General features: G+C 71.8%; 23 protein-coding genes. 20 read left to right on the top strand and 3 right to left on the bottom strand.

Annotated features, from left to right (window positions below; genetic code table 11):
- Positions 1-3 precede the first annotated feature (3 nt).
- The 9 genes from ABH926_RS07570 (at position 4) to ABH926_RS07530 (ending at position 12,116) form a co-directional block, all read left to right on the top strand.
- Complete coding sequence (locus ABH926_RS07570; protein WP_370365181.1) at positions 4-1,938, top strand: HSP90 family protein; 1,935 nt, start codon at positions 4-6, stop codon at positions 1,936-1,938.
- A gap of 9 nt (positions 1,939-1,947) precedes the next feature.
- Positions 1,948-4,968, top strand: coding sequence for a tetratricopeptide repeat protein (locus ABH926_RS07565; protein ID WP_370364663.1), 3,021 nt, complete (start codon positions 1,948-1,950; stop codon positions 4,966-4,968).
- Positions 4,969-5,061: 93 nt separating this feature from the next.
- Complete coding sequence (locus ABH926_RS07560) at positions 5,062-5,610, top strand: SigE family RNA polymerase sigma factor (RefSeq protein WP_370364661.1); 549 nt, start codon at positions 5,062-5,064, stop codon at positions 5,608-5,610.
- On the top strand, positions 5,607-6,758 hold the full coding sequence (locus ABH926_RS07555; RefSeq protein ID WP_370364660.1) for a hypothetical protein: 1,152 nt from the start codon (positions 5,607-5,609) through the stop codon (positions 6,756-6,758). The genes ABH926_RS07560 and ABH926_RS07555 overlap by 4 nt, the downstream gene beginning before the upstream one ends.
- A 188-nt stretch (positions 6,759-6,946) precedes the next feature.
- Positions 6,947-8,230, top strand: coding sequence for an adenylosuccinate synthase (locus ABH926_RS07550; RefSeq protein WP_370364659.1), 1,284 nt, complete (start codon positions 6,947-6,949; stop codon positions 8,228-8,230).
- A gap of 88 nt (positions 8,231-8,318) precedes the next feature.
- Positions 8,319-9,692, top strand: a complete 1,374-nt coding sequence (locus ABH926_RS07545; protein WP_370364658.1) for an aspartate aminotransferase family protein — start codon at positions 8,319-8,321, stop codon at positions 9,690-9,692.
- A 77-nt stretch (positions 9,693-9,769) separates the two neighbouring features.
- Entirely contained in the window at positions 9,770-11,164 is a 1,395-nt protein-coding gene (locus ABH926_RS07540; RefSeq protein ID WP_370364657.1) for a hypothetical protein, read from the top strand.
- Between the two features lie 109 nt (positions 11,165-11,273).
- Positions 11,274-11,516: a hypothetical protein gene (locus ABH926_RS07535; RefSeq protein WP_370364656.1), complete on the top strand. Its 243-nt coding sequence runs from the start codon at positions 11,274-11,276 to the stop codon at positions 11,514-11,516.
- 24 nt (positions 11,517-11,540) lie between these two features.
- The gene (locus tag ABH926_RS07530; protein ID WP_370364655.1) at positions 11,541-12,116 is read left to right on the top strand and encodes a hypothetical protein; all 576 of its coding nucleotides are present in this window, start codon (positions 11,541-11,543) and stop codon (positions 12,114-12,116) included.
- Here the strand turns inward: ABH926_RS07530 and ABH926_RS07525 are convergent.
- The 3 genes from ABH926_RS07525 to ABH926_RS07515 are packed head-to-tail and all read right to left on the bottom strand — an operon-like array spanning position 12,113 to position 14,593.
- Complete coding sequence (locus ABH926_RS07525) at positions 12,113-12,727, bottom strand: isochorismatase family protein (protein WP_370364654.1); 615 nt, start codon at positions 12,725-12,727, stop codon at positions 12,113-12,115. The genes ABH926_RS07530 and ABH926_RS07525 overlap by 4 nt on opposite strands.
- Before the next feature lie 13 nt (positions 12,728-12,740).
- A complete protein-coding gene (locus ABH926_RS07520; RefSeq protein ID WP_370364653.1) occupies positions 12,741-14,135 on the bottom strand; it encodes an MFS transporter in 1,395 nt (464 codons plus the stop codon).
- Positions 14,132-14,593 carry a MarR family winged helix-turn-helix transcriptional regulator gene (locus ABH926_RS07515; protein ID WP_370364652.1) on the bottom strand — a complete coding sequence of 154 codons (462 nt, stop codon included), beginning with the start codon at positions 14,591-14,593 and terminating at the stop codon, positions 14,132-14,134. Before ABH926_RS07515 ends, ABH926_RS07520 begins: the two co-directional genes overlap by 4 nt.
- A gap of 61 nt (positions 14,594-14,654) precedes the next feature.
- Between ABH926_RS07515 and purD the strand changes: the two genes are divergently transcribed.
- The 11 genes from purD (at position 14,655) to ABH926_RS07460 (ending at position 26,965) form a co-directional block, all read left to right on the top strand.
- The gene (purD, locus tag ABH926_RS07510) at positions 14,655-15,932 is read left to right on the top strand and encodes a phosphoribosylamine--glycine ligase (RefSeq protein WP_370364651.1); all 1,278 of its coding nucleotides are present in this window, start codon (positions 14,655-14,657) and stop codon (positions 15,930-15,932) included.
- Positions 15,933-16,097: 165 nt separating this feature from the next.
- Complete coding sequence (locus ABH926_RS07505) at positions 16,098-17,468, top strand: hypothetical protein (RefSeq protein ID WP_370364650.1); 1,371 nt, start codon at positions 16,098-16,100, stop codon at positions 17,466-17,468.
- 80 nt (positions 17,469-17,548) lie between these two features.
- Positions 17,549-18,106, top strand: a complete 558-nt coding sequence (locus ABH926_RS07500) for a SigE family RNA polymerase sigma factor (protein ID WP_370364649.1) — start codon at positions 17,549-17,551, stop codon at positions 18,104-18,106.
- Positions 18,106-19,665 (top strand): hypothetical protein, encoded by a 1,560-nt coding sequence (locus tag ABH926_RS07495; protein ID WP_370364648.1) that lies wholly within the window; start codon positions 18,106-18,108, stop codon positions 19,663-19,665. Before ABH926_RS07500 ends, ABH926_RS07495 begins: the two co-directional genes overlap by 1 nt.
- 131 nt (positions 19,666-19,796) lie before the next feature.
- Complete coding sequence (purB, locus tag ABH926_RS07490; protein ID WP_370364647.1) at positions 19,797-21,107, top strand: adenylosuccinate lyase; 1,311 nt, start codon at positions 19,797-19,799, stop codon at positions 21,105-21,107.
- A gap of 197 nt (positions 21,108-21,304) precedes the next feature.
- Positions 21,305-21,838: a DUF1778 domain-containing protein gene (locus ABH926_RS07485; protein WP_370364646.1), complete on the top strand. Its 534-nt coding sequence runs from the start codon at positions 21,305-21,307 to the stop codon at positions 21,836-21,838.
- A gap of 103 nt (positions 21,839-21,941) precedes the next feature.
- Positions 21,942-22,835, top strand: coding sequence for a DUF4097 domain-containing protein (locus ABH926_RS07480; protein WP_370364645.1), 894 nt, complete (start codon positions 21,942-21,944; stop codon positions 22,833-22,835).
- 8 nt (positions 22,836-22,843) lie between these two features.
- Positions 22,844-23,773, top strand: a complete 930-nt coding sequence (locus ABH926_RS07475) for an ABC transporter ATP-binding protein (RefSeq protein WP_370364644.1) — start codon at positions 22,844-22,846, stop codon at positions 23,771-23,773.
- 194 nt (positions 23,774-23,967) lie between these two features.
- Positions 23,968-24,738: an ABC transporter permease gene (locus ABH926_RS07470; protein WP_370365180.1), complete on the top strand. Its 771-nt coding sequence runs from the start codon at positions 23,968-23,970 to the stop codon at positions 24,736-24,738.
- A gap of 21 nt (positions 24,739-24,759) precedes the next feature.
- Positions 24,760-25,647 (top strand): phosphoribosylaminoimidazolesuccinocarboxamide synthase, encoded by an 888-nt coding sequence (locus ABH926_RS07465; RefSeq protein ID WP_370364643.1) that lies wholly within the window; start codon positions 24,760-24,762, stop codon positions 25,645-25,647.
- A gap of 106 nt (positions 25,648-25,753) precedes the next feature.
- Positions 25,754-26,965: a TDT family transporter gene (locus tag ABH926_RS07460; RefSeq protein ID WP_370365179.1), complete on the top strand. Its 1,212-nt coding sequence runs from the start codon at positions 25,754-25,756 to the stop codon at positions 26,963-26,965.
- The last annotated feature ends 35 nt before the right edge of the window (positions 26,966-27,000 follow it).

Raw genomic sequence — 27,000 nt, 5'->3', positions numbered from 1 at the left:
CCGCTGGTCTCCAAGTCCGCGTCCGCCGCCACTGATGCCGGTGGGCGTGGTCTTCCGTCCGCTCATGCCTTCCAGGTGGATCTGCGGGGGATCGTTGATCTGCTTTCACATCATCTTTACTCCAGTCCGCGGGTGTTCGTGCGGGAGCTTTTGCAGAATGCGGTGGATGCGATCACTGCTCGGCGTGCTTCGGACGGGGCGGCGCCGGCTGTGGTGCGGATCGTCGCCGATGGGGCTCGGGTGCAGGTGCGGGACAGTGGGATCGGGTTGACCGAGGATGAGGTGCACCGGTTTCTGGCGACGATCGGGCGGAGTTCCAAGCGGGGCGGGGTGGGGGGCGACGGGTTCGGTGACGGGCTCGGTGATGCCGCCAGTGTGCTGGAGCTGGGGCGGGGTGACTTCCTCGGGCGGTTCGGGATCGGGTTGCTGGCGTGCTTCGTGGTCGCCGATGAGATCACCGTCGTCACCAGGTCGGCTGTGGACCCCGCGGCGCCGGCGGTTGAGTGGCGAGGCGCGGCCGACGGGCACTACGACATCAGGACTTTGGCTCCCGACGAGACGCCCGAGCAGCCCGGCACCACTGTCACCCTGAAGCCCAGCCCCGGCAAGGAGTTCTGGTTCCAGGCGCCGCGGGTCGTGGAGCTGGCGCGGGACTTCGGCAGTCTGCTGCCCTACGAGACCGTCCTCGAGGACGAGGCCGGCTACACCTACCGCATCACCGAGACCCCGCCGGTCTGGGACCGGGAGTACCCCTCGCCGGGCACCCGGTTCGAGGCGCTGGCCGCCTACTGCCAGGACACGCTCGGGTTCGCGCCGCTGGACGTCATCGAGCTCAACATCCCGCTGCTGGGCATCAAGGGCGCCGCCTACATCCTCCCGACCGCGGCGACCACCTCCGATCAGGGCGGCCACCGGGTCCACATCAAGGGCATGCTGCTCACGGACCAGGCCCGGGGCCTGCTGCCGGACTGGGCCTTCTTCGTGCGCTGTGTCATCGACACCGACACGCTGCGTCCCACCGCGTCGCGGGAGGCCCTGTACGAGGACGACCGCCTGGCCGCGGTGCGCGAGGCCCTCGGCGACCGGGTCCGCGACTGGCTCGCCGGGCTGGCCGCGACCGATCCGCCGCGCCTGAACCGGCTGCTGGCCGTGCACTACCTCGGGGTCAAGGCGCTGGCGCGCTTCGACGACGATCTGTTTGCCCTCACTCTTCCGTGGCTCCCGTTCGAGACCACGTCCGGGCGGCTGCCGCTGACCGCGTTCGCCGACCAGCACAGTGTCATCCACCTGACGGCCGGCGACGAGGAGTTCCAGCAGGTCTCGCAGATCGCGGCGGCGGTCGGCCTCGGTGTCGTCAACGGCGGCTACACCTATGACGCCGACCTGGTCCGCAAGCTGCCGCGCGCGCTGCCCGGCGTCGCCGTCCTGGACCTGGATCCGGAGACCGTCGCGGCGCATCTGGACACCGTCGACAGCACCGAGGAACTGGCCGCCGGTCCGCTGCTGGCCACCGCCCGCCGGGTCCTGGACGCCCTGGACTGCGACGTCGCCCTGCGCGCGTTCCACCCGGTCACCATCCCCGCGCTGCTCCTGGACGGCCGCGACGCCCGGCACGAGCGGGCCCGGGCCGACGCCGAGGCCGAGGCCGCCGCCGACGGCGACGACCTGTGGGCCGGCATCCTCGGCGCGCTGCGGACCGTCGGGCCGCGGGCCCGCCTGGTGCTGAACCATCGCAGCCCGCTGATCCAGGGCCTGGTCGAGCTGGACGACGCCGAGCTGGCCGCCACCGGCGTCGAGGCGGTCTACGGTCAGGCGCTGCTGCTGTCCAAGCGGCCGATCCGGTCCAGCGAGACGGCGCTGCTCAACCGGGCCTTCCTGGGGCTGCTCGGCCACGCGGTCGGGCGGCGCCGGGACCCCGAGGCCGAGGAAGAGGACTGAGTCCGCGCGATGCCCATCCTGCCCAGCACGAGCGAGTCGGCGTTCCAGCGACCGTCCTGGACGGCCGGGGAACTGCGCACGGCCCTGGAGGCGAACGAGGACGAGCCCGCGGGCCGGGCCCGTTCGGTGCGAGCTGAAGCGCTGTTGGCCGCCGCCGACAAGCTCGGCGACCCCGAGATCCAGATCCGCGCTCTGCACACCGTCATCGAGGCCTACGAGCGGGGCGGGGAGAGCTTCCGCTCGCCGGTCCTGTTCTCGCGCCTCCTGCGGCTGTGGGACCGGCACGGCAAGACCCTGCGCGACGCGAGCCGTCTGGAGTACGAGACGCACTGGGTCTTCAAGTGGATGACCTCGGACCTGCTCTCCGTCCCCGAAGTCCCGCTGGCCACGGTCCACGGATTCGTCGACGAGATGGAGCGCCGCTACCGCCTGGCCGGCTACGGCATGCGGGCCGTCCATGCGCAGCGCTTCCGCATAGCGGAGCACCTGGGGGACACCGCGCAGGCTGAGACGCACTTCGGCCGCTGGCTGGCCGCCGAGCGCGACCTGATGAGCGACTGCCGGGCCTGCGAGCACCTGGCGCAGGGGGCGTGGCGGGCGGACCGCGGCGACGACCTCGCGGCGATGCGGCTGTGGCGGCCGACGATCGAGAACGAGATCTCGTGCCTGGACGAGCCGGCCAGCACCTTGGCCGGGTCGTTGAAACCGCTGCTGAGGCTCCGCCGGTACGACGAAGCACGCGCGAACCACCTGCGCGGCTACCGTTTGCTGCGCGGACACGTCGAGCTGCGCACCGCCTTCGGACGCCACATCGAGTTCTGTGTGCTGTCCGGCAACGGCGCACGCGGCCTGGAGATCCTCGCGGAGAACCGGTGCCTGTTCGACCCGCCTTTCGAACCGCTGGACTACCTCGAGTTCCTGTCCTGCGTCGCCCTGCTGCTGCGCGGCCAGGTCCAAGCCGGATCGACCGCGTCCGTCGCCGGACCCGAAGGCCGCGACTGGCCGGTCGGGGAGCTGCTGGACCGCGTGCGGTCCGAGATCGAAGATCTCACCCGGCGCTTCGACGCACGCAACGGCACCGACGCGGTGAGCTCCCGCGTCGCCGCCACGATGGACCAGACGTGGCTGGTGGCGGAGCTGCCGCTGGTCGTCGCCGCGCGGCCGAGGGTGCCGGAGGCGCGGCGGGAGACACCGGAGCCGCCGGCGCTGCCTATCCAGCGTGAGTCAGCGGCCGAAACGGCCGAACCGGCTGACTTGGCCGATCCGGACACCGACACCGACTTCGACGACCTGCTCGCCGAGGCCCGCCGGCTGTTCGACGTGGCGCACCCCGGCGCGATGAAGATGTGGGAGCGGGTGGCGGTCGCGGCCGATCGCCGCGGGATCGAGCTCGATCTGGAGGCGCAGGGCCGGCTGGCCGAGGAACGGGCCGCCGACGCGCTCGACCGCGAGGACATGGACCGGGCGGTCCGGCTGCTCGGCGAGGCCGTCGAGCGGTATGAGGAGGGCGGGCTGGAAGGCCGCGCTGTCGCCGTGAAGGCGCGCAAGCTGCTGGCCGAGGCGTTGCAGAAGAAGACTTGCGAGCCCTTACAAGAGGAAGCGCTGGCCGCTCTGTACGCGACCGCCCGGGTGTTGCAGGCGCGCGGCCTCGCCGAACCCGAGGACGTGCTCACCGTCCGCCGGGCCCAGGCTTTCGAAGCCCGTCGGACGACCGAGATCGGCGCCGACCCCGACGGCGAGGCCGATTTCGAAGCCCGCCGCGAATCAGCCTTCGACCACTTCGCGGCCAGCGTCGAGGCGCTGCTGGCCGACGCCGTCGAGTTCGACGTGCCGGCCCGCGCGGCCGCCGCGCACACCATGCGGGCGGAGATCGCGCAGCGGCGCGGCCGTCCCGAGGAGTCGGTGCCGGAGCTGCTGGCGGCCATCGCGCTGTACGACCGCGCCGAGCGGCCGTGGGCGAACCTGCACCCGAACATGCTCCTCGCGCAGGCCTACCTGGCCGCCGACCGGGACGCCGACGCCGAGCACGCCGGGCTGGCGGCCCTGGAGATCGCCGAACGCTGGCCCGAGCAGCGGTTCCCGGCCGGCTACACGCGCCAGGTCCTGGCCAACGCCAGCGGCGCGCAGGGGCGGTACGCCGACAGCGCCGAGCACGCGCTGGAAGCCGTCGGGTGGGCCGACCGGCACGGCGTCCCCGACCTGGCCGCCAGCGCGCGGCACAGCCTGGCGTTCGCCTACGAGCAACTGGGCCGGGACGCCGACGCCGCCGCCATCCTGGAGTCCGCGCTCCCGGAGATGATCGAGCACCTCGACGACCCGACGGTGGTCAACGCCCGCTGGGCGCTGGCCCGCTGCCTGGGACGCCTGGAGGACTACCGGGGCGCCGCCGAGCAGTACCTGCTGGCCGCCTCCGCCGCCGAGCAATTCCCGCAGCAGGGCGGGCACGCGATGCTCGCGGCGTCCGCCGGGCACGCGCTGCGCGCCGCCGGGCTCCCAGAGGAGGCGCGGCGGGCGTTCGACCGGGCGGTGATCCTGTTGCGCGTGCTGCCGGATCCGATCAACCTGGCCAAGACCCTCAGGGCCCTGGCCTGGGTGACCTTCGGCGAGTCGGAGGAGACCGGGCACGACAGCGAGCGCGAGGACGTCCTGGACCAGGTGCTGCTGCTGTTCGCGGAGGCCGCGCAGGTCCTGGAGGCGGCCGAGGGCTCCGGCGACTACGAGCGCGACGCCCAGGTCATCGCCTACGAACTGGCCGAGACCGACGACCAGCTGGCCCGGCTGCACCTCAACGCCGACCTGTCCGACAAGGCGATGCCGTACGCCGAGCGCGCCGCCTCGGGCTTCCGGGCGCTGCTCCCGCACAGCGCGATGGACTACGACTTCTCCGAGCAGATGGTCGCCTGGCTGCTGGACCGGTACGGCAGCCGGGACGCCGCGGTCGAGCGGCTGCGCGAGGCGATCGCGGCGTGCACGGAGGCCGGGGTCGAGGCGGTGCGCTGCGTGGCGTTCCTGGAGCAGCTGGCGGACTGAAGTCCCCTCCCATGCAACGATCCGTATTCCATGCAACGATCCGTGCACAGCCCGCCCTCTTCAGCGACATGAACGATGACGCGAGGGGGACGGATGCGGGGTGAGAAGCGTGACAAGGAACGTGGCAGGGACGAGAAACGCGCCGACGAGGAAGCCGAGTTCCGCGAGTTCATGGTCAGCCGGTGGGGCGGCCTGGTCCGGTTCGCCTACGGCCTGACCGGCGACCGCGGCCACGCCGAGGACCTGGCGCAGACCGCGCTGGCCAAGGCGTACGCGTCCTGGCCCAGGGTGCGGCGCGCGGACGACCCGGACGCCTACGTCCGCCGGATCCTGATCAACGCCAACCACCACCGCTTCCGCAAACGCCGGGTCGACGAGCGCTCCGGCCAGGCGCCGGCCGAACCCGCCGTCACCGACGGCACCGCCGCCTTCGACCAGCGCGAGGCGCTGGTGGCGGCCCTCATGGAGCTGCCGCCGAAACAGCGCGCGGTCGTCGTGCTCCGCTATTGGGACGGCCTGACGGAGACCCAGGCCGCCACGGTGCTCGGCTGTTCGGTCGGCACCGTGAAGAGCCAGGCCTCGCGGGCCCTGGCCAAGCTCCGAGCCAGCACACAGCTTCAGGACGGGAGTGCGATCTCGTGAACGACGAACAGTACGGACCGGACACCGACGGCGGCGACAGCAGCGGCGAGGAAGCACTGTTCGCCGACCTGGGCCGCTTCGAGGTCGGCACCATCCCGGTGGACGCCACGCTGAAGCAGGGCCGGACGATCCGCCGGCGCCGCCGCGTGGTCGGCGGCGGCGCCCTGGCGATCGCGGCGGCGCTGTCGATCGGCGTGCCGGTCGCGGTCGCCGGCGGGGGCTCGGGCTACAGCTCGGCGAGCGGCGGCCCGGACGGGGTGTACGCGGCCACCAGCACCCCGGGGCGCGTCACGGTGAACCCGACGATCCTGACCCACGGCAAAGGGCAGTTCTCGGGCACGATCGACGGAAAGAAGTGGAGCATCGGCTTCGACAACAAGAACTGCTACTACATCGAGTGGACCTGCGGTTTCGACAACCAGGGGCCGGACGTCAAGTACGCCGCCCTGACCGTCAACGCGTCCGCGGGCGAACCCGACAACTACACGCTCTTCCTGCAGAAGCAGGTGGCGACGGTCAACGTCACGCTGGCGGACGGAGAGGTCCTGCACTTCGAGGCCGTGCCCGTGGCCAAGACACCGGTGGCGCTCTTCGCCCTGCCGCCCGGCCTCGGGGTGGCCAAGATCGAGGTCTTCGACGCCCGGGGCGCCGAGATCGCCTTCTCGAGCCCGTTCAGCATCAAGGGGAGCTTCAGCGTCGAGGGCCGGTGGTACAAGCCCGGTGAGACGCCGCCGCCGGCCGCGGGTCCGGTCGAACTGACCCGCGGCAAGTTCGGTGCCGACAACATGGTAATCACCGCCTACACCGGGCCGTCGGGGCCGTGCATCGTGACGGACATGGCAGCCAGTCTGAACGCCGACTGCACCCATGCCACGCCGATCACCGGCTCGATGCGCAGTGAGATCGGCTCCTCGCAGGAGGTCAGCTCGTCCGGGAAGGCCGCGATGGCCGCGTCGGGGCTGGTCGCGCCCCAGGTCGCCCGCCTGCAGCTGGACTACGCCGACGGCACCAGCAGCCCCATCGACATCAAGAGCCTCGGCGGCTACCGGTTCTTCGCCTACGTTCTGTCCGGGGACAAGCAGACGACTGGCGTCACGGCCTTCGACGCGGCCGGCAAACCGCTTCCGGTGCAGACCAACGGCGGGTGACACCTGTCGGACCGGAATGGCCATCCCCGGTCACGACGCGGTAAACTCTTGCCGCAAGAGCCCCTGTCGCCGCTTGCGACCAGGGGCTTCGGTCGTTTTACACAAGACGCGTCGCCCTAGAGGGACCGCTTGGCAGCTAGTAGGCGTCTAAGCGTTGACTGTGCTGATGGAAATGAGGTGCATCTCCCATGCCCGCTCTCGTGCTAGTCGGCGCCCAGTGGGGCGACGAAGGCAAGGGTAAGGCCACGGACCTGCTCGGCGGCTCGGTCGACTACGTCGTCCGCTATCAGGGCGGCAACAACGCCGGCCACACGGTCGTCATCGGCGACCAGAAGTACGCCCTCCACCTTCTGCCCTCCGGCATCCTCTCGCCGGGCTGCGTGCCGGTGATCGGCAACGGCGTGGTCATCGACCCGGCCGTGCTGTTCGCCGAGCTCGACGGGCTCGACCAGCGCGGGGTCGACACCTCGCGGCTGCTGATCTCGGCGAACGCGCACCTGATCACGCCCTACCACCGGACCATGGACAAGGTCAGCGAGCGGTTCCTGGGCAAGAACAAGATCGGGACCACCGGGCGCGGTATCGGGCCGACCTACGCGGACAAGATCAACCGGATCGGGGTGCGGGTCCAGGACCTGTTCGACCCCTCGATCCTGCTGCAGAAGGTCGAGGGCGCGCTGCGGGACCGGAACCAGATGCTGGTCAAGGTCTACAACCGGCGCGCGCTGAGCGCCGAGGCCGTGGTCGAGGAGTACCTGGGCTACGCCGAGCGGCTGCGGCCGATGGTCGCCGACACCTCGCTGGTCGTCAACAAGGCGCTGGACGAGGGCAAGGTCGTGCTGCTGGAGGGCGGTCAGGGCACGCTGCTGGACGTGGACCACGGCACCTATCCCTTCGTCACCTCCTCGAACCCGACCACCGGCGGGGCGTGCACCGGCGCCGGCATCGGCCCGACGCGCATCACCCGGTCCATCGGCATCCTGAAGGCGTACGCGACGCGCGTGGGGGCCGGGCCGTTCCCGACCGAGCTGTTCGACGAGAACGGCGAGGCGCTGCGCCGCATCGGCCACGAGTACGGCGTCACCACCGGCCGGGACCGGCGCTGCGGCTGGTTCGACGCGCCGGTGGCGCGCTACGCCTCCCGGGTGAACGGCCTGACCGACTTCTTCCTCACCAAGCTGGACGTGCTGACCGGCTTCGAGAAGATCCCGGTCTGCGTGGCCTACGACGTGGACGGCGTCCGGCACGACGAGATCCCGATGACCCAGACCGACTTCCACCACGCGACGCCGGTCTACGAGGAGCTCCCGGGCTGGACCGAGGACATCTCGGGCTGCAAGTCCTTCGAGGACCTGCCGAAGAACGCGCAGGCGTACGTGAAGGCGCTGGAGGACATGTCGGGCGCGCCGATCTCGGCGATCGGCGTCGGCCCGGAGCGCAACGCCACGATCCAGCTGCGCTCGTTCCTGTAGTCGTTGGCAGTTCTGTAAGGGCGCGCGGTCGATTCCTTGACATGTTGCGGCCTCCCGAGCGGGGGGCCGCACCATGTACGTTCGGGCTATGACTGATATCTCCCCCGACGAGCTGAAGGCGGCCGGCGCGCAAGTTCTCGCCGACGACCGCGCCCACGTGTTCCACTCCTGGTCGGCGCAGGGGGCCATCAGTCCGCTCCCGATCGCCGGCGCCGAGGGGTCCTACTTCTGGGACTACGACGGCAACCGCTATCTGGACTTCTCCTCCCAGCTGGTGAACACCAACATCGGGCACCAGCACCCCAAGGTGGTCGCGGCGATCCAGGAGCAGGCCGGCAAGCTGTGCACCATCGCGCCGGCCTTCGCCAACGACGTCCGCGGCGAGGCCGCCCGGCTGATCGCCGAGCTGGCCCCGGGCGACCTGAACTACGTCTTCTTCACCAACGGCGGCGCCGAGGCCGTCGAGAACGCCGTCCGCATGGCCCGGCTGCACACCGGCCGCACCAAGGTGCTCTCCGCCTACCGCAGCTACCACGGCTCCACCTCGACGGCCATCTCCGTCACCGGCGACCCGCGCCGCTGGGCCAACGACGCGGTGGGCCAGTCCACCGGCGGCGCCGTGCACTTCTTCGGCCCGCACCTGTACCGCTCCCACTTCCACGCCACGACCGAGGCCGAGGAATGCGAGCGCGCGCTGCTGCACCTGGAGCAGACCATCCAGTACGAGGGCCCGGCGACCATCGCGGCCATCATCCTGGAGACCATCGTCGGTACCGCCGGTGTGCTGATGCCGCCGGCGGGCTACCTGGCGGGCGTCCGGGCGCTGTGCGACAAGTACGGGATCGTCTACATCGCCGACGAGGTGATGGCCGGGTTCGCGCGCTCCGGCGCCTGGTTCGCGCTCGACCACTGGGGCGTCACCCCGGACCTGATCACCTTCGCCAAGGGCTCCAACTCCGGGTACGTCCCGGTCGGCGGTGTGATCATCTCCGAGAAGATCCGCGACACCTTCAAGGACCGCGTGTACCCCGGCGGCCTGACCTACTCCGGGCACCCGCTCGCCTGCGCCTCCATCGTCGCCACCATCAACGCGATGAAGGAGGAGGGCATCATCGAGCACGCGGCGCGGCTCGGCGAGGAGGTCTTCGGCCCGGCGCTGCGCGCGATGGCCGGGAAGCACCCGAGCGTCGGCGAGGTGCGCGGCGTCGGCGCGTTCTGGGCGCTGGACCTGGTCCGCTCCAAGGAGACGCGCGAGATGCTGGTGCCCTACAACGCTTCCGGCGCGGACGCGGCGCCGATGAACGAGCTCGCGGCGGCGATGAAGGCGCGCGGCGTGTGGCCGTTCATCAACTTCAACCGGCTGCACGTGGTGCCGCCGTGCACCATCTCCGAGGAGGACGCGCGCAAGGGACTGGCGGCGCTGGACGAGGCGCTGTCGGTCGTGGACGTCTACGCGAGCTGACACCCCTGTCATCTGCCAAGACGGATGCGTTCGCGTCCTGAGATCGTTCAAGGGGTGAACACCACTAAAGTTGCCACATGAGCCACGAGGTGGTGTTCCTCCCGCACATCCTGGGCCAGACCTGGTCCCAGGCCCTGGCCGCCGCGCGGACCGCGGCGCGCGAGGAGGACCCGAGGATAGTGGCCGCGCGCCTGGAGCCGTGGCCCGACCTCGTGCTGCACGCCGCGCAGATCCTCGGCCAGATCGAGGAGTACCGCGGCCGCGGCCAGCGGGAGCTGGTGCACCCGGTGACCCGGCTGCGGTTCACGTTCTTCGGCGAGGACGGCGTCATCGCGCTGCCGTACTGGTACGACGGCCCGGTGGCGCGCATGGCGGCGACGATGGCGTTCCGCTTCGCGCACGCGGTGGAATCCGACACCGGCCTGGCGGCGTACGACCCGCAGCAGCGCACGCCGCTGGCCGAGATGGGGCTGGAGAAGTTCGTCGCCGGCTACCTGCGCGGCCGCGAGCGGGCGCTGGGGCAGGCGCAGGCGCGCGGCCCGGTGCCGGTCGGCCACGCGCTGCCGACAGGGCGGAGCTCCACGCGGCGGGAGTTGAGCGCCGGGCCGTCCGCGGGTGGGGATTCCGGGCGGCAGAGGGTTGAGGAGCGGCCGGCCGAAGGAAAGCGGCGCGGTGAGAAGCCGGCATCGCGGCAGGGAAGCGATTCGGGGCAGCCACGGAAGGGCCCGGAACGGCGGCCGGCTGCCGATGCGGGCCCGCCGACGAGTGCGGGGCGTTTGAAGCGCGTCGATCCGTCGGGACGTAGCGAGGACGCGCGGGGCAGGGATCGGCGGGATGCCGATGGGCGCGGAGCCGGGGCCGGAGCCGCATCCGGAGCCGGAGCCGGACAGCCGGTGCGGGGCGCGGATTCCGGCGGCCAGCAGGCGCGCAGCCGGGAATCGGAACAGCGGCGTACCGGGCAGCCGGTGCGTCGCGAGGATCCTGCGATATCGGGGAGGCCGCGCAAATCCGGCGATCAGCGGCCGCCGATAGACCAGCGGCCGCCCGCCGATCCCGGCCGGCAGCGTCGAGTTGCACCCGAGGGCGCCGGCGGCCGTGAGAAGGTACCGCCCCGTCCGCGACAGAACCCTGATTCCCGCCCGCCGGAGGAGCCGAGCTCGGGCGGCTGGCTGCGCCGTGGCAAGGGAGCCAAGAAGCCGCAGCGCGGAAGTACCCCGCCCGGAGCCGAGTGGGTGCCGCGTCCCGGAAGCCCCGAGCCCCGCGGCAGCACGCCCCCGGACTCCCGCGCGCAGCGTCGCGACCAGCCGCAGCGTGGCGACCAGCCGCCGCGTCGCGGCGACGGCCGCCGGGCCGGCGAGCCCCCGCAGTCCCCGCAGTCCCCGCAGCCCCCGCAGCCCCGGCGTTCCGCGCCGCCGGACGATCAGAGGCCGCCGGCGCGCAGGACGCCGCCGGAATCTCCTCCGGACTGGTAGGGCTCCGGCCCCGGCTCGCCCATGGCACCAGCTCGATAGCCGCAACAGCGTAGGCCTGGTCACCCCTCTTACCGATCCCGCCGATGATCACCGCGCCTATGTTCGACCCATGCCCTCGTCAGCATCCTCACGCTTCCGCCTGCCCAAAACCGTGGCGTTCGGCGGCCTCGCCCTCACGGCCGTGTCCGCCGGCAGCCTTGTCGGGCTGCCCGGCGTCGCACAGGCGGCGAGTCCTGCGGTGGCCGGCGCGGTCAACAGTGTCGCGACCAACACTGAGGAATCGGCGCTGGGCCACAACCGCTACTTCACGTACATGAACCGGCAGAGTCCCGATCTGGCAGGGGCCCGCTAGCGTTCCGGACTAAGCTCGGGCGCGATGATCTCACGCTCGGAATTCCAGCTGATCCTGCTCCGCCGGATGGCCGACTACCAGCCCGGTCTGGTGGAGCAGGCTCGGCAAGGCCTGGGCTTCTCCGTCACGGAGATGCGCGAGGCGAACGCCTGGTGGCAACGCTATCTGCGGGCGCGCTCCGCGCCCCGCGGACCGGAGCGCTTCAGGGCGCTCCTGGGACCGGCGGAGGCCGAACTCGAACTCCGCACCGGGGACCTCGTCAGCCGGCTCCACCACTGGACGCTGCCGCTGTGGCCGGAGCTGCGGTTCGAGATCGTGGTCGGGCCCGGCGGACAGGTCTGGCAGGAGTGGCTGGTGCGGGCGCCCGGTACGGAGCCGCCTGCGGCCCCGCCGGACAATGCGTTGGAGCCGTGGTCGTACGTGGTCGGGGATCTGGAGCGGATGTATCCGCAGGTGCGGCATCTGCCGGAGGACGCCCCGACGCGGTGGCACAGCGAGTACGGGTATGACGACGGCCGGGGCGGCCTGGAGCGGCGCAGCGCGCGGTTCGTCTATGGGCTTCTGCAGGAAGTGTCGGAGCCCTTAGGGAATCCGCACTAGCTCCAGGAGCTCAGCAACTTCAGAATCTCCGCGGTGGTGGCTCGCTGGCCGATCTGCGGGAAGATCCGCTCGATGGCGTTGTCGTGCACCTCGATGCCGCGGTCGGCCATCGCGTCGACGGCGAACGCGACGCTGTAGTTGTGGGCGTACGCCTCCCGCGCGGTGGTGTCGACGCCGCGGCTGGTGACCAGGCCGGCCAGGACGATCTGCGTGACGCCGCGGCGGCGCAGCTGGGTGTCCAGGCCGGTGCCGTGGAAGGCGCCCCACTGGTGCTTGGTGACGCGGATGTCGGTGGCCTGTGCGCCGAGCTCGTCCACGATGACGGCGAAGTCGGCGGGCATGCCCTCGTCCTCGTCCTCGTCCTCGTCGTCGTCCTCGTCCGGCTCGGGCTCCTCGTCGTCGCGGCCCTTCGGGGCATCGCCGAAGTCGGGAGAGAAAGCGACGTTCACCAGGACCACCGGGAGACCGCGCGAGCGGAAGGCATCGGCCAACTCCTTGCCGCGCGCCACCACTTCGGCGCCGCTGAGGGGGACCGAGGGCGGGGCGACGATGCCGTGCTGGAGGTCGATCAGGACGAGTGCGGTCTTCGGGTCCAGTGTCGTCAGCGCCATGTCGCGGAAATCCTTATCGGCGGAGGGACAGCGAGCGGTCGGCGAGGACCACGGCGAGCAACAGCCCGCCGCACGCGATCATAATGACGGCGAGCTCGTGAAGGCCGCCCGAAGAAGCCCCGGTGCGGAAGACGATCGCCACGGCAGCCGAGGACAGGATGGCGCCGAGGTACTGGAATGTCCGCAGCAGCCCTGAAGCGGTTCCCATACGCGCCGCATCTGCCTGACGGAACAAGGCGTTCTGGTTGGCGAGACCGTTCATGCCCTGTGTGGCACCCGCCAGTAGACCCACCGCTATGAGAACCCATATAGCGGTTCCCCGGTTAAGGACCAACAGGGCCGCGGACGCAGCGATCATCGACATGGTGCCGGCGAACAGCTTGCTGCGCATCCCGCTGCGTCGGCCGGTGAACCAGGCCACGACGATCGCCGTGAGGGACGTCGGCAGGACGACGAGCCCGGCTGCGGATGCGCTGAGGCCGCGGCCTTCTTCCAGCCACTGCGTGAATCCGTAGATGAAGCAGTACGTGAGGACGTAGGTAAGCGTCTGGCGCAGGTAGGTCATGAGCAGCGGGGTGTTCCCGCCGAAGACGCGCATATCTATGAAGGGCTCCCCCGAGCGGAGCTCTATACGGACGAACAGCGCGGCCACCGCAGCGGCGATCGCCAGGAGATAGAGGTTGCCGACGCTCATGTCCATGAGGAAGAGCAACAGGCTGGTCAGCATCGCGGCGAACAGGCCCATGCCCACCAGGTCGATACGGCTCTCGGTGTGTGCAGGTGCGCTCTTGGGGAGTCTGCGTGCGCCGAGCGCTATGCAGACCAACGCCAGCGGGATGTTGATGGCGAACACCAGGCGCCACCCGCCGACACCGATGAGCGCACCGCCAAGCGTCGGGCCGATGACCATCGTGCTCTGCGCAGATATGGAGAGCGCGGTGAGGATCCCAGCGGGAGTCTTCATACCGGTGCGCTGTGCCTCGCCGCGCACAGTGTGCATGGCCGCCGGGAACTGCGCGCTGGTCCCGAAGCCCAGCAGCACGCGCGCCACGATGAGCACCGCGAGCGACGGCGCGGCCGTCCCGATGACCCCGGCTATCCCGACCAACGCGGCCCCGACGAGGTAGAGCGGCCGGGCCCCGAACCGGTCCACAAGCCGTCCGATCACCGGCTGCCCTATAGCGGTCGCGAGATAGAGCGCGGAGACGAGCCACGCGGTCGCCGCGGGCGAGGCGCCGAAGGCCGCACCGATCGGCACCAGCGCGATCGCGATCATGGAGGAGTTGATCGGGTTGAGCGTCGCGCCGAACAGGAGCGGGACGATCAGGCGGCGGTTGAAGGGCGGGGTCGGGGTGGCGGTGTCCTGAGTGGCGGCGGTGTCCTGGGCCCTGTCGACGGTCGCGGTCATTCGCTGAGCCGTTCCAGCAGCCCCAAGGCGGTGATCACCGTCGCCAGCTCCTCCGTCGAGAACCGCTCCCGCAGGGCGCTTTCCAGCCACTCGTCGCGCGCCCGCCGCGATCCGCTCACCGTCTCGTCGGCCGTCGGGGTCAGCTCGATCAGCTGGCGGCGGCCGTCGTCCGGGTCCGGGCGGCGGGCGATCATGCCGCGCTCCTCCAGCACCGCCACGGTCGCGGCCATCGACTGCGGCCGGACGCGCTCGGCCTTGGCCAGGTCGCTGGTCGAGGCCGGGCCGTCGCGGTCCAGCCGGCCCAGGACCGCCAGCTGCGAGGCGGTGAGCTCGTGCACGCTGTCCACCTCGCGCAGCCGGCGGCGCAGGCGGCCGACCAGCACGCGCAGCTCCCGGGCGGCGTGCGCGGCCTCAGCGCTCGCGCCGGCCTGCTGTCCCTGTGCACTCTGAGCGTCCATACTTTCAGTCTAAACTGCACAGTCCAAACTGTCTATCTTCCCCGCCGGTACCCTAACGACCATGAAGGTCCTCGTCATCGGCACCGGCGGCCGCGAGCACGCCCTCGCCCGCGCCCTCAGCATCGACCCCGCCGTCACCGCGCTCTACTGCGCGCCCGGTAATCCCGGCATCGCGCAGGTCGCCGAGCTGCGCCCGGTCGACGCCATGGACCCGGCCGCGGTGCGGGACCTGGCCGTGGAGCTCGGCGTGGACCTGGTCGTGGTGGGTCCGGAGGCGCCGTTGGTGGCGGGGGTCGCGGACCCGGTGCGCGAGGCGGGGATCCCGGTGTTCGGCCCGTCCAAGGCGGCCGCGCTGCTGGAGGGGTCCAAGGCCTTCTCCAAGGAGGTGATGGCCGCCGCCCACATCCCGACCGCCAAGTCCTATGTCTGCGAGACCGAGGACGAGTACGTCAAGGCGCTCGACGAGTTCGGCGCCCGCGCCGAAGGCGCTATTGGACACAGCCCCTACGTGGTGAAGGACGATGCGCTCGCGGCCGGCAAGGGTGTCGTCGTCACCGAGGACCGGGCCGCGGCCCTGGAGCACGCGCGCGCGTGCGGGCGCGTCGTCATCGAGGAGTACCTCGACGGCCCCGAGGTCTCGCTGTTCGGCGTCACCGACGGGACCACGGTCGTCCCGATGATGCCCTCGCAGGACTTCAAGCGGATCGGCGACGGCGACACCGGCCTCAACACCGGCGGCATGGGCTCCTACTGCCCGCTGCCGTGGGCGCCGGAGGGCCTGACCGAAGAGGTCGTCGCGACGGTGATCCAGCCGCTGGTCGACGAGATGCGCCGGCGCGGCACCCCCTTCGCCGGGCTGGTCTACGCCGGTCTCGCGCTCACCTCCAAGGGCCTGCGCGTCGTGGAGTTCAACGCGCGCTTCGGCGACCCGGAGACCCAGAGTGTGCTCGCCATGCTGGAGTCCCCGCTGTCGGAGCTGCTGTATCCGGCCGCGACCGGCACCCTGGCCGACGCCCCTGCGCCGCGCTGGCGGGACGGCGCCGCCGTCACCGTCGTCCTGGCCGCCGAGGGCTACCCGGGGACCCCGCGCGGCGGCGACGTCATCCTCGGGATCGACACCGCCGAGCGGCTGGGCACCGTGGTGAACCAGGCCGGGACCGCGCTGAACGCGGACGGCGAGGTGGTCACCGCGGGCGGCCGGGTCCTGGCGGTGACCGCGGTGGCGGACCACCTCGGGGCCGCGCGCGCCAAGGCTTACGACGGCGTGGCGGCGGTCGATTTCGCCGGCTCGCAGTACCGCACCGACATCGCAGCGGAGGCGGCGAAAGCAGCTGCCTGATACGTCACGCTGAGGCACGGATCCCTTACCCCGCCATCCGAAAGTGTGTATTCACGCCACGCCGCTAACCGCTGTGGGTGTTTCGCGCTAGCCTTCGCAACAGGCTCGTAAGCGGCCTGGACGCTTGGGGGATCCATCAGCACGGTGACGGCTACGACGGCGCGGGTGAGTGCTCACAGGGCGGCCCGCGCACTACTACGCGTCCGCGCGTGGGTGATAGCGGCATACGCCCTGAGCGCTGCCGCGGCGTGCGCGGGCCTGATCGGCCTGGCGCGGCTGCGCGGCTGGGGCGGTTTCGGACCCGGCGCGGTAATAGCGGCCGCCGTGGTGTGCCTGCTGTGGGCGGCACCGGCGATCCGGCTGCACCGGAGCGCGATAGCGCCGCCGAAGACCGTGCCGCTGGCCGGCGAATCGGCTCCCGAACTGGAACTGCTGGTCCGGCAGCTGGCGCTGCAACTGCAGGTGCCGACCCCGGCCGGGATCGAGCTGTCCCCGGACTGCGACGCCTGGCTGGACCCGCGTCCCGGCGGTCCGGTGCTGGTCATCGGGGCGCCGTTCCTGTGGTGGCTGCGAGTCAGCGAACTGCGGGGGCTGCTGGCGCCGTTGGTGGCCGGGATGGCCGCGGCCGGGGACGAGCGGATCGTGCGGGCCCGGGCCTTCGCCAACCGGAGCATCGGCGCGCTGCACGGCCGTCCGGGCCGGACGCCACGGCCGTTCCCGACGATGCGGCGGCGCCTGGCCGGCTACTTCGAAGCCCGCGCCGAGGTGCTGGAACGGGTGGTGGCCTGGGAAGCGGTGGCGGCCTCCCGGATGATCGAGCCGGCCGCCCGCGCCTACGCGCACGAGCAGATCAACATGGCCGCCGCCGGGTGGGACCGGGTCCTGACCCGGTTGGCGCAGCCGGCGTGGGAGTCGGGCTACTGCCCGGTGGGGCTGAACGTGGCGCTGGTCGGGGCGCTGACCTCGCTGGGGCGGCGCGACCGGATGGCCGGCTCGCTGGCCACCCGGCTGAGCGAGCGGCCGGCCTGTGACCTGCTGGAGCAGCCCGGCGACGTGGACGCCCGCGCGTCGCGGATGGCGGCGGAGCTGTTCGAGGGGCGCCGGATCGAGCGGACGGTGACCTGGGAGCGGTACGTCACCTCGGTCACCGAGCCGGAGCTGGTGCGGCGTGCGGAGTCGGTGCCCGACGAGCACCCCGCCGCGAAGCGGATACGGACCCTGATCGCCGAGGCCGGGGTACCGGGGGCGCGGCGGGGCGAGGCGGTGGGCGCGGTGATTCCCGGGCCGCGTGTGGGAGAAGCCGGCGCGGGCCAGACCGGGGACGCCCTGGAACCGGACATCGACAGCCTCGCCGCATATCTCGCGGTCAGGCTCGTCGAGGCGCGGTTGGCGTCCTGGGGACTGGACTGGCTCGACGGTCCGGTCCTGCGCGACCGGGCCGGCGACACGGTCCCGATCCACGACATGGCGGCGGCGCTCGCGGACGTCGGTGATGTTTCCCGACTGTCGGACTGGCTGGCCAGAAACACCCCCTGAGCAGGGATCGAACCCTGACAACCGGATGCGGCCCCACCCTCGTGTAGCGAGTGTGGGCAGGTCCGAGGAAGGGGGGTCCGATGCGCGAGACCGACGGCTCCGATGACGACGAGTTCGGCCGGCTGGTCGTGGCGCGCTCGCACGCCCTGCGCCGCACGGCGTATCTGATGTGCGGCGACTGGCACGAGGCCGAGGACCTGGTGCAGCAGGCGTTCATCAAGCTGCACGCGGCCTGGGGCCGGGTGCAGCGCCGGGACGATATCGACGCGTATCTGCGCAAGACCCTGCTGCGGACCTGCATAGACGAGAAACGCAGAGCCCGGTGGCGGCGGGAGCGTCCGGCCTCGGACGACCTGCCCGACACGGTCCAGGCCCCGGGCGAACCGGATCCCGAGACGCTGTCCGATCGCGACGCGCTGGTCGCCGCGCTGCGCGGGTTGCCGCCCGGCCAGCGCGCGGTGCTGGTCCTGAGGTTCTGGGAGGACCTCGGCGTGGAGGAGACGGCGCAGGCGCTCGGGTGCTCGACCGGCACCGTGAAGAGCCAGACCTCGCGCGGGCTTGGCACGCTCCGGGCGAGGCTCGGCGCGGGTGCCGCCGGCGGACTGCTGACGAGGGCGGAAGGGAAGGCACGACCCTGATGGACGAGATCACCGAGATCACCGACGCGGCGGACAGCAGGCAGGCCTCCGATGCCGCCCCCGAGGCCACCCCCGATGTCACCGCCGAGGAACTCGCCTGGGGCCACGAGCTCTTCGACGGCACCCGCGGCGAGGCCGAACCGGCGTGGGCCCTGGACCTCGGCGTCATCAGGAAGGCCGGGTCGAAGCGGCGGCGGGTCCGCCGGGTCCGGGCCGGCGGCGGAGTGCTGGCGGCGCTCGCGGTGACCACCGCCGCGGCCGTCACGCTGGGCGCCGGGACCACGGACTACGGCGCCGCCGCCGGGCCCGGCGGCGGCTGGGGCGGACGGCCGCTGCAGGACGTCTTCAGCTACGTCGAGCCCTCGGGAGGCTCTTTCACGGGCAACGACGGGAACTGGTGGGTCCACGTGCCGAAGTCGGCGGCGGTGGACCTGGCGGCGATGCTCGGGCACCTGGATCCGGGTGGCGCACATCTGCGGGGCGTGCACGACGACCCCGGCACCACGCAGCCCCGGATCGTCGGGGACGGAGATCCCTGGCTGAAGGGCGCCACGACCTTTGTGCTGAGCTCATCGTGGACCACGGACCGGACCGGACCGACGCGCGCGCGGCTCTCTTATGAGTTCTTCGACGATGTGAACTTGCTGCGGAGCACAGCGGACTCCGGGCCGTGCGGTCTGGCCGTGGGCAGCTACGAGGACCCGATCGACCAGACGGGCAAAACGCCGCCGCCCAAGTGGTCGTCCTGTCAGTACACGGTGCTGTCCGACGGCTCCAGGATCGGCACCGCGTCCGCGCCGGTCGGCCCGGGCACGGAGACGGCCGCGGTGCGGATCTTCGGTTCTGGAAACGTGGTGGCCCTGGTCGGCTCCAACTTTCCGGTACCAGGGGCGGCGCCGGGGTGGGTGCCGTCGGCCGACGAGGTCATGACACCGTCGCCGTGGTCGGAGTCCGGGCTCCGCGCCGCGCTGTCCGATCCGGGGGTGGGGCCGGTGCTCGCGCCGCAGCCGCCGCCGAACGCGGACGGCAGGCTGCTGGTGCCGGCCGACGTGGGTTCGGACTGGGCCTACGACCCCTCCGGCGGGGGGACGAGCACCGGGGAGTTCGTCATGGACAACGGCTGCGACCCGGACCACAGCATCTTCGGGCTGGCCCCCGGCCGGGCCCTCGCCTACCTCGGCAGCCTGCCGGACGGCACCCAGGCCACCGGGTTCGAAGGCGAATACCGGCTGCCGGCCGGGACCGGCGCGAAGACGATGCAGGACGCGCGCACCTACAGCCGGGGCGGCTGCGACCCGGCGTCGAAGGCCGGCGGCTACTCCCAGGACACGGTGACGGAGCTGCCCGCGGGGATCGGCGATGGCGCGTTCGTGGAGAACCAGCCGCAGCAGGGCGGCGTACGGGTGACGGTCCGGATCGGCGACACGATCCTGCAGACCGACATCACCCGCGCCGACCACACGCGGCTCACCCTGACCTCGGACGCCGACCGGGCCTGGCTGCGGCAGATCGCCGGGGCGATGGCGGCCCGCTACACCGGCGCCGCGAAAGCCGGCTGAGCCGCTTTGAGCCAGATCACACCGGTGCTGAGCTGCGACGGTTAGGAAGGGTGGCGCCCTCCTGGGAGAATCGGGTGTCAAGACCTCCCGCCACAGGTCCCCAGCCGACACAGCCCAGGAAGGCCGCCGCCATGATCGAGCGTTACACCCTGCCCGAGATGGGCCGGGTCTGGTCCGAAGCCCACAAGTACGAGTTGTGGGCCCAGGTCGAGACCCTGGTCGTGGAGGCGCACGCGGCTGCCGGCACGATTCCGGAGTCGGCCGTGGAGCCGGTGCGCGAGGCCGCGCCGCCGACCCCGGAGGCGGTCGCCGCCATCGAGGCCGTCACCCAGCACGACGTGATCGCCTTCCTGTCGGCGTGGGCCGACAACACCGAGCCGCGCGAGGCGGCCGCGTTCGTGCACTTCGGCATGACGTCCTCGGACCTGCTGGACACGGCGCTGGCGCTGCAGCTCACCGAGGCCACCGACATCCTGCTGGAGAAGGCGGACAAGCTGGTCGCGGTGCTGCGCGACCACGCGCTGGCGCACCGTGCGACGCTGCGCGTCGGCCGGACCCACGGCATCCACGGCGAGCCGGACGTCTGGGGCCACCGCGTCGCCGACTTCGCCTTCGGCGTGGCCCGCTCCCGCGACCGGCTGCGCCGCGCGCGCGAGGCGGTCGGGGTCGTGGCGATCTCCGGCGCGGTCGGCACGTACTCCAACATCGACCCGGCCATCGAGGCCTTCGTCGCCGACAAGCTGGGCATGACGGCGGCGGACGTCTCCACCCAGGTGATCCTGCGCGACGGCGTCTCCGAGTGGGTGTCGGCGCTGGCGATCATGGCCACCGTCCTGGAGGCCGTCGCGCTGGAGGTGCGGCACGGCCAGCGCACCGAGGTCCGCGAGCTCTGGGAGCCGTTCGGCAAGGGGCAGAAGGGCTCCTCGGCGATGCCCCACAAGAAGAACCCGATCATCTCCGAGCGCCTGGCCGGCATGGCCCGCATCGTCCGGGCCCAGATCGTCCCGGTCATGGAGGGCATCCCGCTGTGGCACGAGCGCGACATCTCGCACTCCTCCACCGAGCGCATCGCCCTGCCGGACGCCTCGATCGCCCTGGACTACATGCTGAACCTGACCATCCGGCTGATGAGCGGCCTGGTCGTGGACGCCGACCGGATGCGCGCCAACCTGGACTCCACCGGCGGCCTGGTCTACAGCTCCACGGTCCTGCTGGAGCTGGTCGAGATGGGCCTGGAGCGCGACACCCAGGCCTACCCGCTGACCCAGCGCGCGTCGATGAAGACCTGGGAGACCGGCCGGCCCTTCCGCGAGACGCTGCGCGAGGAGGCCGACGCCGCCGGGCTGGCCATCGACGAGGCGCGGCTGGACGAGGCGACGCGGCCGGAGCGGTTCGTGGAGCGGCTGGACGGGATGTTCGAGAAGCTGGCGAAGCTGAGCTGAGATGAGTTGAGCCAAGCCGAAGCGGCTGCCAGACCACGGTCTGGCAGCCGCTTCGGCGTTTCCGGGGGTGGAACGGGCCATTTTGTCACGGATGTTTCGCGTGAAACATCGGCGGTGGCACCACGGATGGCAGGTCGTAGTGCCAAGCTGAGCCACAATGAGTTGCAGTGGTGCCATAGTGGTGCCACACTAGAGCCATGGAACTCACCCGATACGTCGAAAGCCTCCGCCGGGAGCTGACGACCGCGGCCGAGGTCGGCGGCGAGGCGACGCGTGCGCTGGCCGACCGGCTGGTGGCCCCGCTCGATGCCGCGGTGCGGCTCACCCTCCTGGAGGCGCTGTCGGCCGCGGCCGAGGAGATCTCGGCCGAGCTCGCCCCCGGATCGGTGGACGTGCGGCTGCGGGGTGGGAACGCCGGGTTCGTCGTGACCCCGGCGCCGTCCGAGGCCGCCGCGTCCGACGCCGGCGGCGAGTCCGCGCCCGGGGAGGTGCGGCTGCCTGTCGCCGAGGGCGACGACGCCACCATGGTGCGGATCAACCTGCGGCTGCCCTCGAATCTCAAGGCCCTGATCGAGGACGCGGCCGCCGCGTCGGGACTGTCCGTCAATGCCTGGATCGTGCGGGCGGCCGCCGCCGGACTGGCCAACGAGGACCGGCGCGCGGCGCGCGGCAAGGGGTCGCACAAGAGCGACCGGATCGTCGGTGACAGCTACAGCGGCTGGGCCCGCTGATCAGGCCGGGCCGGCCAAGTCGGCCTAGTCGGCCAAGCCGCCCTAGTCGGCCGAGTCGGCCGAGTCGGCCAAGCCGGACCACATCAAGCGAAGGAGCCTTCTCATGTCCCGGACCTCCACCTTCAACACGCCCTCCGCGATCGACATCGCGCTGGACCTCTACGTCGCCGACGTCCGCATCGCCGCCTCCGAGCGCGCCGACACCGTCGTCGAGGTGCGGCCCAGCGACCCGGACAAGGCCGCCGACATCAAGGCCGCCGAGAACACGCGCGTCGAGTACGACGAGGCGACCGGCACGCTCACCGTCGTCACCCGCAAGCCGCGCAACCGCTTCGTCAACTTCAGCAGCAGGCGGCCGGAGTCGATCGACCTGCTCATCGAAGTGCCGGCCGAGTCCGACGTGCGGGGGGAGGCCGAGATCGGCGAGTTCGAGTCGGTCGGCGTGCTCGGCACCTTCCAGCTCAAGACCGGCGTCGGCGGTGTGCGGCTGGCCCAGACCGGGCCGGTGGACCTGCGCTCCGGGGTCGGCGAGATCTCGGTCGAGGAGATCAGCGGCGCGGCCACGGTGACCTGCGGGTCCGGGGTCATCCGGCTCCGCGCCGTGGACGGCGCGGCCGAGGTGACCAACAGCAACGGCAAGGTGCAGGTCGGCCTGGTGACCGGGCCGGCGACGGTGAAGTCCGCGAACGGCGGGGTGTACGTCGAGCGCGCGCTGTCCGACCTGACCGCCTCCACGTCCAACGGCGAGGTGCGGATCGGCGAGGTGGTGCGTGGCAAGGTGACCGCCACCTCCAAGAACGGCTACGTCGAGGTCGGGGTCCGGGAGGGCAGCGCGGCCTGGCTGGACCTGAGCTCCCAGGTCGGCCGGGTCCACAACGAGCTCGACGCCGCCGAGGAGCCGGCGCCCGGCGAGCCCGTCGACAAGGTCGAGATCCACGCCAGCACCAAGCTCGGCGAGGTCACCGTCCGCCGCGCGCCGCGCCTGGACGAGGAGTGAGCGCGGGGATGGACGAGCTCGCGATCCGGGCCCGCGGCCTGCGCAAGTCCTTCGGCGCGAAGACCGTGCTGGACGGCATGGATCTGAGCGTGCCGGCCGGGACCATCCTGGCCCTGCTGGGCCCGAACGGGGCCGGCAAGACCACCGCCGTCCACCTCCTGACCACCTACCTGCGCCCCGACGCCGGGGACATCCGGATCGCGGGGTACGACCTCGCGGCCGATCCGCAGGCGGTGCGCCGGTCGATCGGGGTGACCGGGCAGTTCTCCGCCGTCGACGGCTATCTGACCGGGCGCGAGAACCTGATGCTGATGGCCGATCTGCACCTGCTGCCCAGGCCGGCGGGGCGGCGGCGGGCCGAGGACCTGCTGGAGCGCTTCGAGCTGACCGAGGCGGCCGGCAAGCCGGCGGCCACCTACTCCGGGGGGATGAAGCGCAAGCTCGACCTGGCGATGACGCTGGTCGGGGACCCGAAGGTGATCTTCCTCGACGAGCCGACGACGGGCCTGGACCCGCGCAGCCGCCGGGTCATGTGGGACATCATCCGCGGGCTGGTCGCGGAGGGGACGACCATCCTGCTGACGACCCAGTACCTGGACGAAGCCGATCAGCTCGCGCACCGGGTCGCGGTGCTGGACGACGGGCGCGTCGTCGCCGAGGGGATGCCGGCCGAGCTCAAGACCCGGATCCCGGGCGGGCACATCGAGCTGACCTTCGCCGACCGCGCCGCGCTCGACGCCGCCGCGCTGGTCCTCGTGCCGACCGGCCGCGACGACGACGCGCTCACCCTGCAGCTGGCCGGCGACGGCCGGGTCGGCACCCTGCGGACCCTGCTGCGGCAGCTGGACGACGCCTCGGTCGAGGTCGAGGCGCTGGCCGTGCACACCCCGGACCTCGACGACGTGTTCTTCGCGCTGACCGGCAAGAAAGGAGCCTGAGGATGAGCACCTCGACACTGGCCGGTAGCGGCTTCGACGACAGCGAGACCGGCGGGACCGACAGGACCGGCAAGGCCCCTGAAACCGGCAGGAACGGCAGGCCCGGCAAGATCGGCGGGCCCGGCAAGATCGGCAGGCCCGGCAAGGACGGCCGGCCCGACACCCGCTCGCACGCCCTGATCCACGCCCGCATCATGCTGCGCCGCAACCTGCGCCACATGCAGCGCTACCCGTCGCTGACCCTCATGGTCACCCTGATGCCCCTGGTCTTCCTGCTCCTGTTCGTCTACGTCTTCGGCGGCACGCTCGGCTCCGGCCTCGGCAGCGGCACCCCGGCCGGCGTGCACGGCGGCCGCGCCGCCTACGCCGCGTACGTCGCCCCCGCGATCATCGTGATGGCGGTGGCCGCCGCCGCGCAGGGCACGGCGATCGCCGTCGCGCAGGACATGACCGAGGGCATCATCGCCCGCTTCCGGACCATGGCCGTCGCACGGTCCTCGGTGCTCACCGGGCACGTGGTCGGCGCCACGATCCAGACCATGATCGGCATCGTGGTGGTGACCGGCGCGGCGATCGCCGTGGGCTTCCGTCCGCACGCGAACGCGGCCGAGTGGTTCGCCGCCCTCGGCGTGGTGCTGTTGCTGACCTTGGCCGTCACCTGGCTGTGCGTGGGCCTCGGGCTGTCCGCCAAGAGCGTGGAGACCGCGAGCAACTCGCCGATGTTCCTCATGCTGCTGCCCTTCCTGAGCAGCGGGTTCGTGCCGACCGACTCGCTGCCGGCCGGGGTGCGCTGGTTCTCGGAGTACGAGCCGTTCACGCCGGTCAACGAGACGCTGCGCGGGCTGCTCACCGGGACCCGGATCGGCGGCGACCTGGTCGTCACGCTCGCCTGGTGTGTCGGGATCGGGGTGGTGTCCTACGCCTGGTCGCGGCGGCTGTACGAACGTGAGCCGAAGGCGGGCTGAAGCGCCGGTAGGCTTCAGGGCGTGATCACCGGCCTGAACCACCTCGCCAGCGGCAAGATCCGCGACCTGTACGCGGTGGGCGACGATCTCCTGCTCGTCGCCTCCGACAAGATCTCCGCCTACGACTTCGTGCTGGAGCAAGAGATCCCGGACAAGGGCCGGATCCTGACCCAGCTGTCGATGTGGTGGTTCAGGCAGCTCGCCGACCTGGTGCCGAACCATGTGATCAGCGCCGACGTGGACGAGTTCCCGGCCGAGCTCGCGCCCTACAAGGAGGAGCTGCGGGGCCGCTCGATGCTCTGCCGCAAGCTGGCCATGATCCCGGTGGAGTGCGTGGCGCGCGGCTACCTGACCGGCTCCGGGCTCGCCGAGTACGAGCGGAACCGGACCGCGAACGGCGTGCCGCTGCCCCCCGGTCTGGTCGACGGCTCCCGGCTGGACCGGCCGATCTTCACCCCGGCGATGAAGGCCGAGATCGGGGAGCACGACGAGAACGTCACCTTCGACGAGATGGCCGAGCGGATCGCCGACCCGGAGCTGGCCGCGCATCTGAAGGACGTGACGCTGGCCGTCTACTCGCGGGCCCGCGAGATCGCCGAGGAGCGCGGAATCATCCTGGCCGACACCAAGTTCGAGTTCGGGCGGCTGCGCGGCGGGACCCTGGTCCTGGCCGACGAGGTGCTGACCCCGGACTCGTCCCGCTTCTGGCCGGCCGACGAGTGGAAGCCGGGCCGTGCGCAGCCGTCCTTCGACAAGCAGTTCGTGCGCGACTGGCTCAGCTCCCCGGCCTCGGGCTGGGACCGCGCGTCCGACACCCCGCCGCCGGCCCTGCCGGAGGAGGTCGTGCAGGCCACCCGGGCCCGCTACGTCGAGGCCTACGAACGGCTCACCGGAGTGAAGTTCGACTAGAAGCCGCTGGCCACGGCATCGGGTCATAGAGGACCTCTATGACCTCATGCCCAGTTGGGGTCTAGTCCGGCCGGCCGCCGCGGGCGAGGCTGGAGGCATGGCACACATGATCCAGCTTCCGGTGACGTCGACGACTCCGGTCTCCCCGACGGCCCACCGCCCCCGCGGCGCCGGACCGGCCTCCCGATGGTCCGGCGTCGCCGCGCGCGACGTCTTCCGCCGCGTCGGACCGAACTGGTACGCCTCCGTCATGGGCACGGCGATCATCGCCAACGCCGGCGCGGGGCTGCCGGGGTTCGAGCGCGGCGTCCCCCGCGCGGCCGCCACCGCGGTCTGGGCGCTGGCCGCGCTCTGGCTCGCGGTGGTCCTGGCGGCCCGGGCCGCGCACTGGCGCTGGCACGCCGACCAGGCCCGCCGCGACATCCTCGACCCCGCCGTCGCCCCGTTCTACGGCTGCCTGTCGATGGCGCTGACCGCGGTCTCGGCCGGGACGATGATCGTCGGCCGGGCGTGGATCGGCACCGGCGCGGCGCTCGGCCTGGCCTGGACGCTGTGGCTGGCCGGCACCCTGGTCGGCCTGGCCACCACGGTCGTGGTCCCGTACCTGATGATGACCCGGCACGAGCTGCCCGAGGGCAGTGCCGCTCCGGCCTGGCTGCTGGCGATCGTCGCGCCGATGGTCTCGGCCGCGACCGGTCCGCAGCTGATCCCGCACCTGGCGGCCGGCCAGGCGCGCGAGACGATGCTGCTGGGCTGCTACGCGATGTTCGGCATCAGCCTGCTGGCGACGATGATCATCCTGCCGGTGGTCTTCGCCAAGCTGGTGCACCACAAGGTCGGGGCGGCCATCGCGGCCCCCGGCCTGTTCCTGGTCCTCGGCCCGCTCGGGCAGTCGGTGACCGCGGTGAACAACCTAGCCGACGTCGCGCACGGTGCCGTCAGCCCGCAGCTGGCGGCCGCCCTGAAGCCGTTCGCCGTGATCTACGGCGTGCCGGTGCTGGGCTTCGCGATGATCTGGCTGCTCATGGCGCTGCTGGTGGTCGCGGACGTGGCCAAGCGCGGTCTGCCGTTCGCGATGACCTGGTGGGCGTTCACCTTCCCGGTGGGGACCTGTGTGACCGGGGCCACGGGGCTGTGGCGGCACACCGGTCTGGCCGCGTACGCCTGGCTCGCCTGCGCGCTGTATGTGCTGCTGGTCGGCGCGTGGGCCGTCACGGCGGTCCGCACGGCGCGCGGCGCGGCCTCCGGCGAGCTGCTCCTCGGCCGGGCGGAAGCACACATAACCGCCGGTAGACTGGGGATCACCGCCACCCAATAGCCCCGGCGCGGACGTGCCGCGGCTGAAGCGAATGG

Origin of the sequence: Catenulispora sp. GP43, assembly GCF_041260665.1 — a bacterium.
Classification (GTDB): Bacteria; Actinomycetota; Actinomycetes; order Streptomycetales; family Catenulisporaceae; genus Catenulispora.
This window is presented reverse-complemented; position numbering and strand designations above follow the sequence as displayed.